Source organism: Streptomyces sp. NPDC037100 (assembly GCF_055606225.1).
In genome coordinates, this window is the sequence record NZ_JBVJSX010000005.1 from 135,672 (window position 1) to 149,120 (window position 13,449).

Consider the following 13,449-nt stretch of genomic DNA (forward strand, 5'->3'; position numbering starts at 1 on the left):
CATGCCGCGCGCAGCCCGCCGAATCGGAGGAACCCGGTGAAGCTGACGATTCTGGGCGGCGGAGGATTCCGCGTGCCGCTGGTGTACGGGGCGCTCCTCCAGGACCACGCCGAGGGCCGGGTGACCCGTGTCGTCCTGCACGACCTGGACGCCGGACGGCTGTCGGCGGTGACACGTGTCCTCGCCGAACAGGCGGCCGGCGTCCCCGACGCGCCCGAGGTGAGCGCCACCACCGACCTCGACGAGGCCCTGCGCGGCGCCGACTTCGTGTTCTCCGCGATCCGCGTCGGCGGTCTGGAGGGACGGGCGAACGACGAACGCGTGGCCCTGGCCGAAGGAGTGCTCGGCCAGGAGACGGTGGGCGCGGGCGGCATCGCCTACGGCCTGCGCACGGTCCCGGTCGCCGTCGACATCGCGCGGCGGGTGGCCCGGCTCGCGCCCGACGCCTGGGTCATCAACTTCACCAACCCGGCCGGCCTGGTCACCGAGGCCATGTCCCGCCACCTCGGTGACCGCGTCATCGGCATCTGCGACTCCCCGGTCGGTCTCGGCCGCCGTATCGCCCGGGTGCTCGGCGTGGAGAACCCGGGCGAGGCGTGGATCGACTACGTCGGCCTCAACCACCTCGGCTGGGTGCGGGGCCTGCGGGTCGCCGGCCGCGACGAGCTCCCGCGCCTGCTCGCCGACCCCGACCTGCTCGGCTCGTTCGAGGAGGGCAAGCTCTTCGGCGCCGACTGGCTGCGCTCCCTCGGTGCGATCCCCAACGAGTATCTGCACTACTACTACTTCAACCGTGAGGCCGTCCGCGCCTACCAGCAGGCCGAGAAGACCCGCGGCGCCTTCCTGCACGACCAGCAGGCCCGCTTCTACGCCGAGATGACCAACCCGGACGCCCCCGCCCTCGCGGTCTGGGACCGCACCCGCGCCGAGCGCGAAGCCACGTACATGGCCGAGAACCGCGAGACGGCGGGAGCCGGCGAACGCGACGAGGACGACCTGTCCGGCGGCTACGAGAAGGTGGCCCTCGCGCTGATGCGGGCGATCGCCCGGGACGAGCGCACCACCTTGATCCTCAACGTCCGCAACCAGCGCACGCTGTCGGTTCTCGACGCCGACGCCGTCATCGAGGTGCCCTGCCTCGTCGACGCCAACGGCGCCCACCCCGTCACCGTGGACCCGCTGCCCGACCACGCGACGGGCCTGGTCTGCGCGGTCAAGGCCGTCGAGCGCGAGGTGCTGGCGGCCGCCGACTCCGGCTCCCTCACGACCGCCGTCAAGGCCTTCGCCCTGCACCCGCTCGTCGACTCCGTCAACGTGGCCCGCAGGCTGGTCGAGGGCTATACCGAGGTCCACCCCGGGCTGGCGTACCTTAGGTGAGCACCGAGAGGTAAGCGCTTTCCCCGCCGCTCTTCCCCGCTTCCTGGAGACATCTCATGCACGACGAAAGCCGCCGCATCGAGGAGCGCGTGCAGCGCCTTCACGACCAGCGCATCAAGGCCGCGGTCTACGCGGCCACCGTCCCCTTCGCGGTGGAGGCCTGGCAGGCCCCGGGGGAGCCGGTCCCGTTCGAGGAGGCCGCCGCAGCCTCCTACGAGCCGTTCACGATGGGCACCCCGTGGGGCCCGCCCTGGGGCACCACCTGGTTCCGCATGCGCGGACAGGTGCCCGCCGAGTGGGCCGGAAAGCGCGTCGAGGCCGTCATCGACCTCGGCTTCGTCGGCGACTGGCCCGGCAACCAGGCCGAGGCCCTCGTCCACCTCCCGGACGGCACCCCCCTCAAGGCCGTCAACCCGCTCAACCAGTACGTGGCGATCGCCAACCCCGCGCAGGGCGGCGAGACGGTCGACTACCTGGTCGAAGCCGCCTCCAACCCGGACATCCTCGCGGACAACTTCTCGAAGATCACCCCGCTCGGCGACAAGCTGACCGCGGGCGACAAGCCCCTCTACACCTTCCGCAGCGCCGACATCGCGATCCTCGACGAGGAGGTCTGGCACCTCGACCTCGACGTGCAGGTGCTGCGCGAGCTCATGCTGGAACTCGGCGAGCACGACCCGCGCCGGCACGAGATCGCGCACGCCCTCGACCGGGCGATGGACCTCCTCGACCTGGACGACGTCTCCGGCTCGGCCGCCGCGGTGCGCGAAGCGCTGAAGCCGGCGCTGTCCAAGCCCGCGCACGCCAGCGCGCACACGATCTCCGGCGTCGGCCACGCCCACATCGACTCCGCCTGGCTCTGGCCGATCCGCGAGACCAAGCGCAAGACGTCCCGCACCTTCTCGAACGTCACCTCGCTCGCCGACGAGTACGACGACTTCATCTTCGCCTGCTCCCAGGCCCAGCAGTACGAGTGGGTGCGCGACAACTACCCCAAGGTCTGGGCCCGCATCCAGGAGTCGGTCAAGAACGGCCAGTGGGCGCCGGTCGGCGGCATGTGGGTCGAGTCCGACGGCAACCTGCCCGGCGGCGAGGCCGTCGCCCGCCAGTTCATCCACGGCAAGCGGTTCTTCATCGAGCACTTCGGCATCGAGACCAAGGGCGTGTGGCTGCCGGACTCCTTCGGCTACAACGCGGCCTACCCGCAGATCGCCAAGCTCGCCGGCAACGAGTGGTTCCTCACCCAGAAGATCTCCTGGAACCAGACCAACAAGTTCCCCCATCACACCTTCTGGTGGGAGGGCATCGACGGCACCCGCATCTTCACCCACTTCCCACCGGTCGACACCTACAACGCCCGCTTCAGCGGCGAGGAGATGTCCCGCGCGGTCCGCAACTACTCGGAGAAGGGCGGTGCCTCCCGTTCCCTGGCACCCTTCGGCTGGGGCGACGGCGGTGGCGGCCCCACCCGCGAGATCATGGAACGCGCCCGCCGGCTGGCGGACCTGGAGGGCTCCGCGAAGGTCGTCGTCGAACACCCCGACGAGTTCTTCACCAAGGCCCGCGAGGAGTACCCGGACGCTCCGGTGTGGGTCGGCGAGCTCTACCTGGAGCTGCACCGGGCCACCTACACCTCCCAGGCCCGCACCAAGCAGGGCAACCGCCGCTCCGAGCACCTCCTGCGCGAGGCCGAGCTCTGGGCGACCACGGCCGCCCTGCACGCCCCGGGCTACGCCTACCCGCACGAGAAGCTGGACCGGCTGTGGAAGACGGTGCTGCTGCACCAGTTCCACGACATCCTGCCCGGCTCCTCCATCGCCTGGGTGCACCGCGAGGCCGAGGCCGAATACGCCCGCGTCGCGCAGGAGCTGCACGCGCTGACCACGGAGGCGGTGGCCGCGCTGGGCACCGGCGAGACCCGCGTCTTCAACACCAGCCCCTACGACCGCGCCGACGTGGTCCGCACGGCCGACGGTGCACCGGTGTACGTGGAGGTGCCCGCGAGCGGCTCGGCGCCCCTCGCCGACACCGCGCCCCCGCAGCCGGTCACGGTCGACGGCCGGGTCCTCGACAACGGACTGGTCCGGGTGGAGGTCGCCGAGGACGGCACCCTGTCCTCCGTGCGCGACCTGCGCGCCGGCCGCGAGGTCCTCGCCGAGCCGGGCAACCTGCTCCGTCTGCACACGGACCTCCCCAACTACTGGGACGCCTGGGACATCGACAAGCACTACAAGAACCGCTACACGGACCTCCTCGACGCGTCGTCCGTCACGGTCGTCGAGCAGGACCCCTTGATCGGCGCCATCCGCGTCGAGCGGGCCTTCGGCAAGGGCTCCACGATCACCCAGACGATCACCGTCCGCGCCGGCAGCCCCCGGATCGACATCGAGACGGACATCGACTGGCACGAGACCGAGAAGATCCTCAAGGCGGCCTTCCCCGTCGACATCAGGGCCTCGCACTCCTCCGCCGAGATCCAGTTCGGCCACATCCAGCGCCCCACCCACACCAACACCAGCTGGGAGGCGGCCCGCTTCGAGGTCTCCGGCCACCGCTGGGTGCACCTCGGCGAGCCGGGCTACGGCGTCGCCGTCATCAACGACTCGACGTACGGACACGACGTCTCCCACACCGTCCGCGAGGACGGCGGCACCACCACCACCGTCCGCCTCAGCCTGGTCCGCGCCCCGCGCATCCCGGACCCCGAGGCCGACCAGGGCCGCCACCGCTTCACCTACGCGCTGCTGCCCGGCGCGACCGTCGAGGACGCCGTCGCCGAGGGCTACGCCCTCAATCTGCCCCTGCGGGTGGCCGACGCGGCCGGCGCCCCCGCACCCGTGGTCTCCGCCGAGGGCGAGGGCGTGACCGTCGAAGCCGTCAAGCTCGCCGACGACGCCTCCGGCGACGTCGTCGTCCGGCTGTACGAGTCCCGCGGCGGCCGCGCCACCGGCACGCTGCGCACCGGTTTCCCGCTCGCCGGCGCTCAGGTCACCGACCTGCTGGAACGCCCGCTGGAGGATGCGGAGATCACCGACGGGGCCGTCGCCCTCACGCTGCGGCCCTTCCAGATCCTGACCCTGCGCCTGCGGAGGAGCTGACCTCATGGCCATGCAGCCGTGGTTCGAGGACGCCAAGCTCGGCATCTTCGTCCACTGGGGCATCTACGCCGTCGACGGCGTCCAGGAGTCCTGGTCGTTCTACGACGACATCGTTCCGCACGACCGGTACATGTCCCAGCTCGACCGGTTCACGGCCGCCCGCTACGACCCGCGCGACTGGGCGAGGCTCTTCGCGCGGGCCGGCGCCAGGTACGCCGTCCTGACCAGCCGCCACCACGACGGGGTCGCCCTGTGGGACACCGCGTACGGCGACCTGAACGTGGGCCGTGACCTGATCGGCGGCTATGCCGAGGCCCTGCGCGAGCAGGGCCTCAGGGTCGGCCTCTACTACTCCCACTCCGACTGGAACCACCCCGACTACGCCTCCACCCGCAAGCCCGGCCGTCCACCGGAGCTGGAGGACAACCGCTACTCCGAGGTCGCCGCCGAATTCGAGGACCTGGACGCCTGGGAGAGGTTCCTCGCCTACCGCGACGGCCAGATCCGCGAACTCACCCACCGCTACAAGCCCGATCTGCTGTGGTTCGACGGCGAGTGGGACCGCAGTGAGGAGCAGTGGCGCATCCCCGAACTGGCCGCCCTGATCCGCTCCGAGGTGCCGGACGTCGTCCTCAACGCCCGGATGCTCAGCGAGGGCGACTACGCCACCCCCGAGCAGGGCGCCCCCGTGATCCCGCCGGAGGGCCCCTGGGAGCTGTGCCTCACCATCAACGACTCGTGGGGGCACCAGCATCACGACCACAACCACAAGTCCGTCGACCAGCTGATCCGCTACTTCACCGAGACCATCGGTGGCGGAGGCAACCTGCTGCTCAGCGTCGGCCCGCGGGAGGACGGCACGATCACGGACGAACAGGCGCGGCGGCTGGAAGGGCTCGGCGCCTGGATCGCCCGGCACGCCGAAGCCGTGTACGGCACCGTACGGGGACTTCCGCCGGGCCACCACTACGGCCCGAGCACCCTCTCCAAGGACCGCCGCACCCTCTACCTGATCCTCTTCGACGCACCGCGCGCCGAGATCAACGTCCGGGGCCTGCTGAACAAGGTCCGCCGGGTCTCGGTCCTGGGCAGCGGCACGGAACTGGCCCACCGCGTCACCGGCGGCCTCCACGAGACACCCGGCATCCTCTGGATCGAACCCCCCACCGCGGCGGACCTCGACCCGCACGCCACGGTGCTGGCCGTCGAACTGGAAGGAGAACTGGAGCTGTACCGGGGCGGGGGCCGCTTCTGACACCGTCGGATTGACCCACGATCACGGCACTGGAATGCCCCCTGCCATGGGTCGCCCGGCTCCGTAGATTCGATGTCATGACGACGACACAGAACGAAACGGCAAACAGCAGCGGCTTCGCACCGGTCCTCACCCGCGCCGCCGAGGCCGAGACGACGCGCGACCCCAGCAGCGTGATGACCCTGCTCGCCGACTCCGAGAACACCGGCGGCCGGCTCACCGCCTACCGGTCGACCTTCGCGGAGGGCGCGGTCGGAGCGCCCGCCCACCTGCACACCGAGGCGTCCGAGATGTTCTACGTGATCGACGGCGCGCTCCAGGTACTGGTGGGCGAGGAGATCACCGTGCTGCGAGCCGGCGACTTCCTTCTCGTCCCGCCGCACACCCCGCACGCCTTCGCCGCCGCGCCCGGTGCGACGGCCGACGTGCTGTTCGTCTTCACCCCGGGCGCCGGGCGCTTCGACTATCTGCGGCTGCTGGGCCGGGTGATGCGCGGCGAGGCCGACCCGCAGGAGATCAAGGACTCCTCCGAACGCTTCGACAACCACTACGTCGACAGTCCCGTCTGGCGCGCGGCGCTCGCGGCCAGGGCCTGAGGCCTCAGAGGGGCAGCGCCTGAGCCGCCGCCCCGATGGAGCCGGCCTGCTCGGCCGCGGCGGGCGCGGGTACCGCCGGCAGCGGATCCGTCGCCTCCGGCCGCTGCTGCGGCAGCGACACCGGCCGCAGCGGACGCGGCCCCGACACCACCGTGTAGTCCTGGCCCAGGAACGGCGGGACCATGTCGCCCGGGTCCTCGCCGAGCGCCAGTTGCACGGCGGCCCAGGGGGCGTTGACACCGCACTGGGACAGCTGGTGCAGTCCGCCGGCCGGGCGCGTGTTGACATCCATGAGCACCGGCCGGTCGCCGAACATCCGGAACTGGATGTTGGACAGGTAGTGCAGCCCGAAGCCCTCCGCGATGCGCCGGGCCGGGTCCAGCCACTGCTCGTGCAGGGTGAAGCCCCGGCGGCGGCCGTTCTTGGTGCGGCCCACCGCCAGCCGGACCCGGTTGTCCGGGCCGGTCAGGCAGTCCACCGACACCTCGGGCTGCTCCAGCCGCGGCATCACCAGCCAGTCCACCGGCTCCTCCCCCTGCCGCAGCGCCTCCCGTACCAGGTCGAGCGGCACGTACGGGCTGGGGAACCCGCTCAGATGCATCAGCGAGAAGGGCGTACGCGTGATCACACGGAAGCCCACCCCGCCGGCCCCGGACGCCGGCTTGAAGCACGCCTTGTGCCCGCCGGCCTCCAACTCCTCGACCGCCGCGACGAGTTCGTCCTCCGAGCGGACCCGGTACCACGGCGGCACCGGCACACCGATCGCCTGGACCGCCTCGTAGGCGATCACCTTGTCGTGGAAGACGGCCACGGCCTCGGGCGGCGGCGCCAGCACCGCCGTGCCGGCCGCCTCGAACTCGGCGCGGTGCGCCACGATCGCGGACTGGTGCAGCCGGGGCACGAACACGTCGATGCCCCGCCGCGCGCACTGGTCCAGCGCGTACTCGACGTACCCGGCGGGGGAGAGGTTGTCGGGCTCCAGCTCGGCGGTGTCGGCGGCGGCCAGCACCGGCGAGTCGGGGTCGCCGTGCGTGGCATGGATCTCGACCGCCCGGTCGCTGGGATTCCTCCGCAGCTGATCCATGAAGAACACGTTCTCCGCGTACGTGCGGTTGAGCCAGACGCGTACGCGAGAGACCATGCAGGCCGCCTTTCATGGTTCGCGGGCAGGGCTGAGCAGCCCGTGCCCGGGCAGGAGAAGGGAGGGACACCAAACCGCCCCTGTGAAAGGGAAGTTCTCAGCGGTGGTGTTGGGCCAGATCATACGGCTTCGGCGGGCCCCCTCGTGCAACGCGCGTGTGAAGGAATTCTCCCGCCACGGCCCCCGGGCCCGCTCTTGTCCCGGTCGCACGGATGTGATCTCTTGGTGATGTCCGAGGTGCGCTGAGGGGGGCGAGAGTGACGTCGACGGCCGGTGGCGCCGCACAACTGCTGGCCATCAGTGATCTGCACATCGGTTACCCGGAGAACCGCGCCCTGGTCGAGGACATGCGGCCCGGGACGGACGACGACTGGCTGCTCGTCGCCGGGGACGTCGCGGAGACCGTGGTGGACATCCGCTGGACCCTGAAGACGCTCGCGGGCCGCTTCCGCAAGGTCGTCTGGGTGCCCGGCAACCACGAGCTGTGGACCCATCCGAGCGACGCCGTCACCCTGCGCGGTGTCGACCGGTACGAGTACCTGGTCGAGATGTGCCGTGAACTCGGCGTGACGACACCGGAGGACCCCTATCCCGTCTGGGAGGGCCCCGGCGGCCCGGTGGCCGTCGCCCCGCTGTTCCTGCTGTACGACTACTCGTTCCTGCCCGCCGGCTGCACCACCAAGGAGCAGGGCCTGGAGTACGCGCGGGGCACCGGGATCGTGTGCACCGACGAGTACCTGCTGCACCCCGACCCGTACCCGAGCCGGGAGGCCTGGTGCCGGGCCCGGGTCGCCGCGACCGAACGCCGACTCGCCGAACTGCCCGGCGACCTGCCGGTGATCCCGGTCAACCACTACCCGCTGCACCGGCACCCGATGGACGTGCTGTGGCACCCCGAGTTCGCCATGTGGTGCGGCACGGACCTGACCGCCGACTGGCACCGCAGATTCCGCGTGCACACCATGGTCTACGGCCATCTGCACATCCCCCGCACCACCTTCCACGAGGGCGTGCGCTTCGAGGAGGTGTCGGTGGGCTATCCACGCGAGTGGAGGAAGCGGTCCCGGCCGCCGGGGCGGCTGCGGCGGATCCTGCCGGGGGAGGGCGAACAGCGGTGATCGAGGAACTGCTGCCGGAGACGGTGGTCAGCGTCGAGGCGTACGGGTACGAGGACGCGGACGCCCCGCTGTACCCCGAGGAGGCGGCCCTCCTGACACGGGCCGTCGACAAGCGGCGCAGGGAGTTCGCCGTGGTGCGCTCGTGCGCCCGCAGAGCCATGGCGAAGCTCGGCGTCGAGCCGCAGCCGATCCTGCCCGGGGAACGCGGCGCCCCCGGCTGGCCGGCCGGGCTGACCGGCAGCATGACCCACTGCGACGGCTACTGTGCCGCCGCGCTGGTCCGCGCGACCGACCTGGCGTCGCTCGGTGTCGACGCCGAGGTCCACGGCCCGCTTCCCGAAGGTGTCCTGCCGTCCGTGTCCCTGCCGGCCGAGGCCGACCGGCTGCGACGGCTCGCGGCCGAACGCCCCGACGTGCACTGGGATCGGCTGCTGTTCAGCGCGAAGGAGTCCGTCTACAAGGCGTGGTTCCCCCTCACCGGGAAGTGGCTGGATTTCATGGAGGCAGACATCGAGCTCACCGCCCACGGCACCTTCCGCGCGGAGCTGCTCGTCCCCGGGCCATGGGTGGGCGCCCGCCGCCTCGGTCACTTCGACGGCCGCTGGACGGCGGGACGGGGCCTGATCGCGACGGCGATCGCCGTACCGCACACCTGACCCCGCTCCCCGGCACGCGCCCCGTGGCACTCCCGGTCAGCGGCCAGGCTCCGGACACCAGTTCTCCAGGAGGCGGAAGAACGCCTCCTCGTTGCCGGTCAGTCCGGCACGCTCCAGGGCCTGCTCCGCCTCGGCGAGCACCGCGGGCGGGACGAGCGGCGGGCTGCCCTCCAGGTCGAAGGCGGCTCGCACGGTGTGCAGCAGCCGCAGATAGGCCTGGACGGCGGTGCGTTCACGATCGGTCAGAACGGCGGTGGGCATCGGTCGGCTCTCCCCGTGTCGGCGTCGTCGGTCCCGCGCCCTCGCGGCGCGTACGCCCCCGCACAGCGGTGGCGCACCTCCAGCTTGCCGTCCACCACTGACAATCCGGTCCCGCCGCCCTCCGGTTCGCCCGCTCGGCGGAGGGGGGAACCCGCCATGTCGCCGCGCGGTGCGGTCCCGTCAGCCCTGCGGTCCGCGGTATCCCAGCGACGCCTCGATCCGCCCCGCCAGATGGTCCCGCTGCACCCGCCCCCGTGAGGAGGAACCGGCCAGCCACGCCCGGCACTTGCTGGCGAGCAGCAGGCCGAAGCTCTCGGCCTCCCGCTCGTCGTCGAGGTCGAAACGGGTGCGCGCGGCCACCTTCAGCACGGTCGCCTGGAGGTCGGCCCCGTCGTCGAGGAGCCTGGCCGCGACGGCCGCGCCCTCGACGTGGTGGGAGCAGTGCCCCGCCTTCATGTGCCACAGCTCATGACCCAGGATCACCAACTGGTGGTCGGGAGCGGTGCGTTCCTCGATCACGACGAGGTCCTGCTCGGCCATGTCCAGCCATAGCCCGCTGGCGGTCCCGGGCGGAAACGCGGCCGTGCGGAAGCGCACGGGGCGGCCGCGGCGTCTGCTCATGCCGTCGCACAGGGCGGCGTACAGCTCCTCGGGCCGAGCCGGCGCGGGGAGGGTCAGCTCCGCGACCAGCTCGCCGCACAGACGGCGCATTTCCTTACCGATGCCCACAGTTCTCCCCACGGTCACGACTCGGGCCGCTTGACGCTCTCCAGGAGCATGTCCAGCCACTCCGCGACCTTGTCGCGGTGCTGGTCGGTGGGCAGTTGCGCGGCACGCCAGGCGATGCCGCGCACGCCGTGGTCCTGCAGCAGCCGCTCCAGCGGGTCGTCCTGTGCCGCGGCCGCCTGCCGCTCACGGTCGGCGAGCTTCTGCAGCAACTCCTGCTCGGTGTGCTGGAGGGCGCTCACGAGCGCCTCGGGGTCCTCGGCCGTCAGGAAGCCGGCGTGCACCCGGAAGAACCGCTGGAGGGCGTCGCAGTGCTCCATGGTCGGCCGTCGGTCGCCGTTGATGAGGGCGCCGGCCTGCTGGCGGGACATGCCGGCGCCGTCGGCGATCTCCTGCTGGGTGTACTTGCGGCCGTTGGGCTTGAGCCGGGTCCGGCGCAGCAGGTCCAGTCGCTGCAGGAACCGGGCCTGCACATCGGGCTCGCCCGCGGGCCTGCCGCGCAGCAGGGCCTGCACCACCGGCTCCGGGACGCCGGAGGCGACGGACAGCCGGCCGATGTCGAAGACCTCGGCGTGCGGCACGCCGAGCCGGTCGGCGAGCGCGCCGACACGGGAGACGACGGCCGGCAGCACGGCCGTCGGCGTGACGCCCGGACCTTCGTCGAAGCCACCCGTCACCGACAGATCTCCTACGTGTCTCACAGGCTTCTCACAAGTGGATGCCGTGACCTACCCCGGCGTGAACTTCCCGGAGCGTAGCCGGTGGTTCGAACTCACATCCAGGTTCCGCCACAACTGTGGCCAATTTCAGCCGTCAACAGGCATGGAATGCCACAATAGTTGACACGCCTCAGCCCGGGGCAGCAGGATCGGGGCGCCGCGTCAAGGCCGCACAGGCAAGAGGGGTGACCTCCCGATGGCATATCAGGCAGGAGGGCAGCGGCCGGCACCGCGGCCCGTCTCCGAGACTCCCGAGGCCCAGGCCTACCTGGAGGACTACGCCGGGCTTCTGGAGGGTGTCTCCTTCCCCACGCTCGTCGTCGACCACTGCTGGGACGTGGTGCTCACCAACGGCGCCTTCCGGTCACTTTTCCGTGAGATGGGCCCGCACCCGACGGCGATGCCGGGCGACAACTTCCTCAGGTTCGTCCTCTTCCACCCCGACGCCCCCACGGTGCTCGGCGAGCATGAGGCGAGCTGGTGCCTGCCCATGCTCGCGCACTTGGCACGGACCGTGGAGAGCCACGGTCCCGACCACGGGCTGCAGGCCATCCGCCGAGACATCGCCCAGGACCCGATCATGGAGGCCGCCTACCGGCACGGCCTGCCGCACTGGGTCCGCGCGGTCGGCGAGGGCGCCGTCGAGCAGGACGGTGCCGTACGGCCGCTGCTGCACCCGGATCCGCACCGTGGCGCCATGGAGTGCCGGGTCGTCGTCGAGACGACCAGGACGCTCGAGGAACTGGGCTTCGCCCGGGTCACGTTCGTCCTGCGCGAGGCCCGCCGCTCCGCGTCCCGGGAGCGCCGCACCCGCCGTAACGCCTCCCACCTGACGGTCGTCCCCGCGGCCGACTGACCGCCACCGGGTGCCCGCCCACCTTGTCGGCACCCTTCCCGGACCATGTGGTGTGTGACATAGTACTGGCGTGAGCGAGTCGCTGAGCTGCGATGTCGTGGTGGTCGGAGCCGGAGTGGTCGGCGCCGCCGCCGCCCTGTACGCGGCCCGCGCGGGCCTGGACGCCGTCGTGGTCGACCGGGGCCCGGTGGCCGGTGGCACGACCGGAGCGGGGGAGGGGAACCTCCTCGTCTCCGACAAGGAACCCGGACCCGAGCTCGAACTGGCCCTGCTGTCCGCCCGGTTGTGGGCCGACCTGGCCCGGGAGGGGCTGGGCGGCGCCGTCGAGTACGAGGCCAAGGGCGGTGTCGTCGTCGCCGGCACGGACCGGGCCCTGGCCGGGCTGGAGAAACTCGCGGCGGAGCAGCGCGCGGCCGGGGCCGAGGCGGTCCCGGTGCCACCCGACCGGCTCACCGACCTGGAGCCGTACCTGGCCCCCGGCCTCGCGGGCGGCATGCACTACCCGCAGGACGCCCAGGTGATGCCCGCCCTCGCGGCGGCGCACCTGCTGCGCGCCTCGAAGGCCCGGGTGCTCACCGGTTGGGAGGTGACCGGAGTCCTGCGTGGCCCGGGCGGTGCGGTGCGCGGCGTGCGGACCGACCGCGGGGACCTCCACGCCCCCGCGGTCGTCAACGCGGCCGGTACCTGGGGCGGCGAGCTGGCGGCCCGCGCCGGAGTGTCCCTGCCCGTGCTGCCCCGGCGGGGGTTCGTCCTGGTCACCGAGCCGCTGCCGCCCCGCATCCGGCACAAGGTGTACGCCGCCGACTACGTGGCCGACGTCGCCAGCGACTCCGCGGCGCTGCAGACCTCCCCCGTGGTCGAGGGCACCCCGGCCGGACCGGTCCTCATCGGCGCCAGCCGCGAACGGGTCGGTTTCGACCGGTCGTTGTCGCTCCCGGCGCTGCGCGCGCTGGCAGCCGGGGCGACCGGGCTCTTCCCCTTCCTGGCCGGAGTCCGGGCGATGCGGACCTACGCCGGCTTCCGGCCGTATCTGCCGGACCATCTGCCCGCGATCGGCGCCGACCCGAGGGCGCCCGGGCTCTTCCACGCCTGCGGGCACGAGGGCGCGGGCATCGGACTCGCCACCGGCACCGGGCATCTGATCGCCCAGGTGCTGACCGGGCGCACGCCCGATCTCGACCTCGGCCCGTTCCGGCCCGACCGCTTCACCGAGGAGGCCGAGTGAATCCCCTGGGACTGGCGGGCGCCAGGCCCGGCCCCGCCTTCACGATCACGTTCGACGGGCGGCCGGTCGAGGCGCTGCCCGGGCAGACGGTCGCCGCCGTGCTGTGGGCGGCGGGCGTCACGTCGTGGCGTGCCACCCGGGGCGAGGGCCGTCCGCGCGGGGTGTTCTGCGGGATCGGTGTCTGCTTCGACTGCCTGGTGACGGTCAACGGGCGCCCCAACCGACGCGCCTGCCTGGTGCCGGTACAGCCGGGGGACGTGATCGGCACGCAGGAGGGGACGGGGCACGGGGACGTGACCGGTACGCGGGCGGGGGCTGGTCACGGGGACGTGACCGGTATGCAGGACGGGACGGGTCACGGGGACGTGATCGGTATGCGGGACGGGGTGGATCACGGGGACGTGATCGGCACGCAGGACGT

At 72.0% G+C, this 13,449-nt stretch carries 12 protein-coding genes and 1 pseudogene; 9 read left to right on the forward strand and 4 right to left on the reverse strand.

The annotated features are described in order from the left end of the window. Positions 1-36: 36 nt before the first annotated feature. From ACZ7EG_RS18050 to ACZ7EG_RS18065, 4 genes are all read left to right on the forward strand, one after another. The gene (locus ACZ7EG_RS18050; RefSeq protein ID WP_471079158.1) at positions 37-1,377 is read left to right on the forward strand and encodes a 6-phospho-beta-glucosidase; all 1,341 of its coding nucleotides are present in this window, start codon (positions 37-39) and stop codon (positions 1,375-1,377) included. A gap of 56 nt (positions 1,378-1,433) precedes the next feature. Continuing rightward, a complete protein-coding gene (locus tag ACZ7EG_RS18055) occupies positions 1,434-4,475 on the forward strand; it encodes an alpha-mannosidase (RefSeq protein WP_471079161.1) in 3,042 nt (1,013 codons plus the stop codon). A 4-nt stretch (positions 4,476-4,479) separates the two neighbouring features. Further along, positions 4,480-5,730, forward strand: a complete 1,251-nt coding sequence (locus tag ACZ7EG_RS18060; protein ID WP_471079164.1) for an alpha-L-fucosidase — start codon at positions 4,480-4,482, stop codon at positions 5,728-5,730. 77 nt (positions 5,731-5,807) lie between these two features. Then, positions 5,808-6,326, forward strand: a complete 519-nt coding sequence (locus ACZ7EG_RS18065) for a cupin domain-containing protein (protein WP_471079167.1) — start codon at positions 5,808-5,810, stop codon at positions 6,324-6,326. Between the two features lie 4 nt (positions 6,327-6,330). Here ACZ7EG_RS18065 and ACZ7EG_RS18070 read toward each other — a convergent pair whose 3' ends face one another. Further along, positions 6,331-7,467 carry an ATP-grasp domain-containing protein gene (locus tag ACZ7EG_RS18070; RefSeq protein ID WP_471079170.1) on the reverse strand — a complete coding sequence of 379 codons (1,137 nt, stop codon included), beginning with the start codon at positions 7,465-7,467 and terminating at the stop codon, positions 6,331-6,333. A 257-nt stretch (positions 7,468-7,724) separates the two neighbouring features. Here ACZ7EG_RS18070 and ACZ7EG_RS18075 point away from each other — a divergent pair, with 257 nt between their 5' ends. Both ACZ7EG_RS18075 and ACZ7EG_RS18080 read left to right on the forward strand, forming a co-directional pair. Beyond that, entirely contained in the window at positions 7,725-8,585 is an 861-nt protein-coding gene (locus tag ACZ7EG_RS18075) for a metallophosphoesterase family protein (RefSeq protein ID WP_471079173.1), read from the forward strand. Next, positions 8,582-9,241: a 4'-phosphopantetheinyl transferase family protein gene (locus ACZ7EG_RS18080; protein ID WP_471079176.1), complete on the forward strand. Its 660-nt coding sequence runs from the start codon at positions 8,582-8,584 to the stop codon at positions 9,239-9,241. The genes ACZ7EG_RS18075 and ACZ7EG_RS18080 overlap by 4 nt, the downstream gene beginning before the upstream one ends. 36 nt (positions 9,242-9,277) lie before the next feature. Here ACZ7EG_RS18080 and ACZ7EG_RS18085 read toward each other — a convergent pair whose 3' ends face one another. The 3 genes from ACZ7EG_RS18085 to ACZ7EG_RS18095 form a co-directional block, all read right to left on the reverse strand. Beyond that, complete coding sequence (locus ACZ7EG_RS18085) at positions 9,278-9,502, reverse strand: hypothetical protein (RefSeq protein WP_471079179.1); 225 nt, start codon at positions 9,500-9,502, stop codon at positions 9,278-9,280. A gap of 180 nt (positions 9,503-9,682) precedes the next feature. Next, entirely contained in the window at positions 9,683-10,213 is a 531-nt protein-coding gene (locus ACZ7EG_RS18090; RefSeq protein ID WP_471080382.1) for a toxin-antitoxin system, toxin component, read from the reverse strand. A 32-nt stretch (positions 10,214-10,245) separates the two neighbouring features. After that, on the reverse strand, positions 10,246-10,905 hold the full coding sequence (locus ACZ7EG_RS18095) for a helix-turn-helix domain-containing protein (RefSeq protein WP_471079182.1): 660 nt from the start codon (positions 10,903-10,905) through the stop codon (positions 10,246-10,248). Positions 10,906-11,143: 238 nt separating this feature from the next. On the opposite strand from ACZ7EG_RS18095, the gene ACZ7EG_RS18100 reads away from it, so the two are divergent. From ACZ7EG_RS18100 to ACZ7EG_RS18110, 3 genes and pseudogenes are all read left to right on the forward strand, one after another. Continuing rightward, complete coding sequence (locus tag ACZ7EG_RS18100; protein WP_471079185.1) at positions 11,144-11,803, forward strand: MmyB family transcriptional regulator; 660 nt, start codon at positions 11,144-11,146, stop codon at positions 11,801-11,803. A gap of 70 nt (positions 11,804-11,873) precedes the next feature. Then, entirely contained in the window at positions 11,874-13,028 is a 1,155-nt protein-coding gene (locus tag ACZ7EG_RS18105; RefSeq protein WP_471079189.1) for an NAD(P)/FAD-dependent oxidoreductase, read from the forward strand. After that, positions 13,025-13,321 (forward strand): annotated as a pseudogene (locus ACZ7EG_RS18110) ((2Fe-2S)-binding protein); the annotation flags it as partial. The gene ACZ7EG_RS18105 and the pseudogene ACZ7EG_RS18110, both read left to right, overlap by 4 nt. Positions 13,322-13,449: the final 128 nt, after the last annotated feature.

Bases quoted from the DNA above. Each gene is read 5' to 3' on its own strand.
- ACZ7EG_RS18055 (WP_471079161.1), top strand. From the start codon at position 1,434: ATGCACGACGAAAGCCGCCGCATCGAGGAGCGCGTGCAGCGCCTTCAC.
- ACZ7EG_RS18060 (WP_471079164.1), top strand. From the start codon at position 4,480: ATGGCCATGCAGCCGTGGTTCGAGGACGCCAAGCTCGGCATCTTCGTC.
- ACZ7EG_RS18065 (WP_471079167.1), top strand. From the start codon at position 5,808: ATGACGACGACACAGAACGAAACGGCAAACAGCAGCGGCTTCGCACCG.
- ACZ7EG_RS18070 (WP_471079170.1), bottom strand. From the start codon at position 7,467: ATGGTCTCTCGCGTACGCGTCTGGCTCAACCGCACGTACGCGGAGAAC.
- ACZ7EG_RS18085 (WP_471079179.1), bottom strand. From the start codon at position 9,502: ATGCCCACCGCCGTTCTGACCGATCGTGAACGCACCGCCGTCCAGGCC.
- ACZ7EG_RS18090 (WP_471080382.1), bottom strand. From the start codon at position 10,213: ATGCGCCGTCTGTGCGGCGAGCTGGTCGCGGAGCTGACCCTCCCCGCG.
- ACZ7EG_RS18100 (WP_471079185.1), top strand. From the start codon at position 11,144: ATGGCATATCAGGCAGGAGGGCAGCGGCCGGCACCGCGGCCCGTCTCC.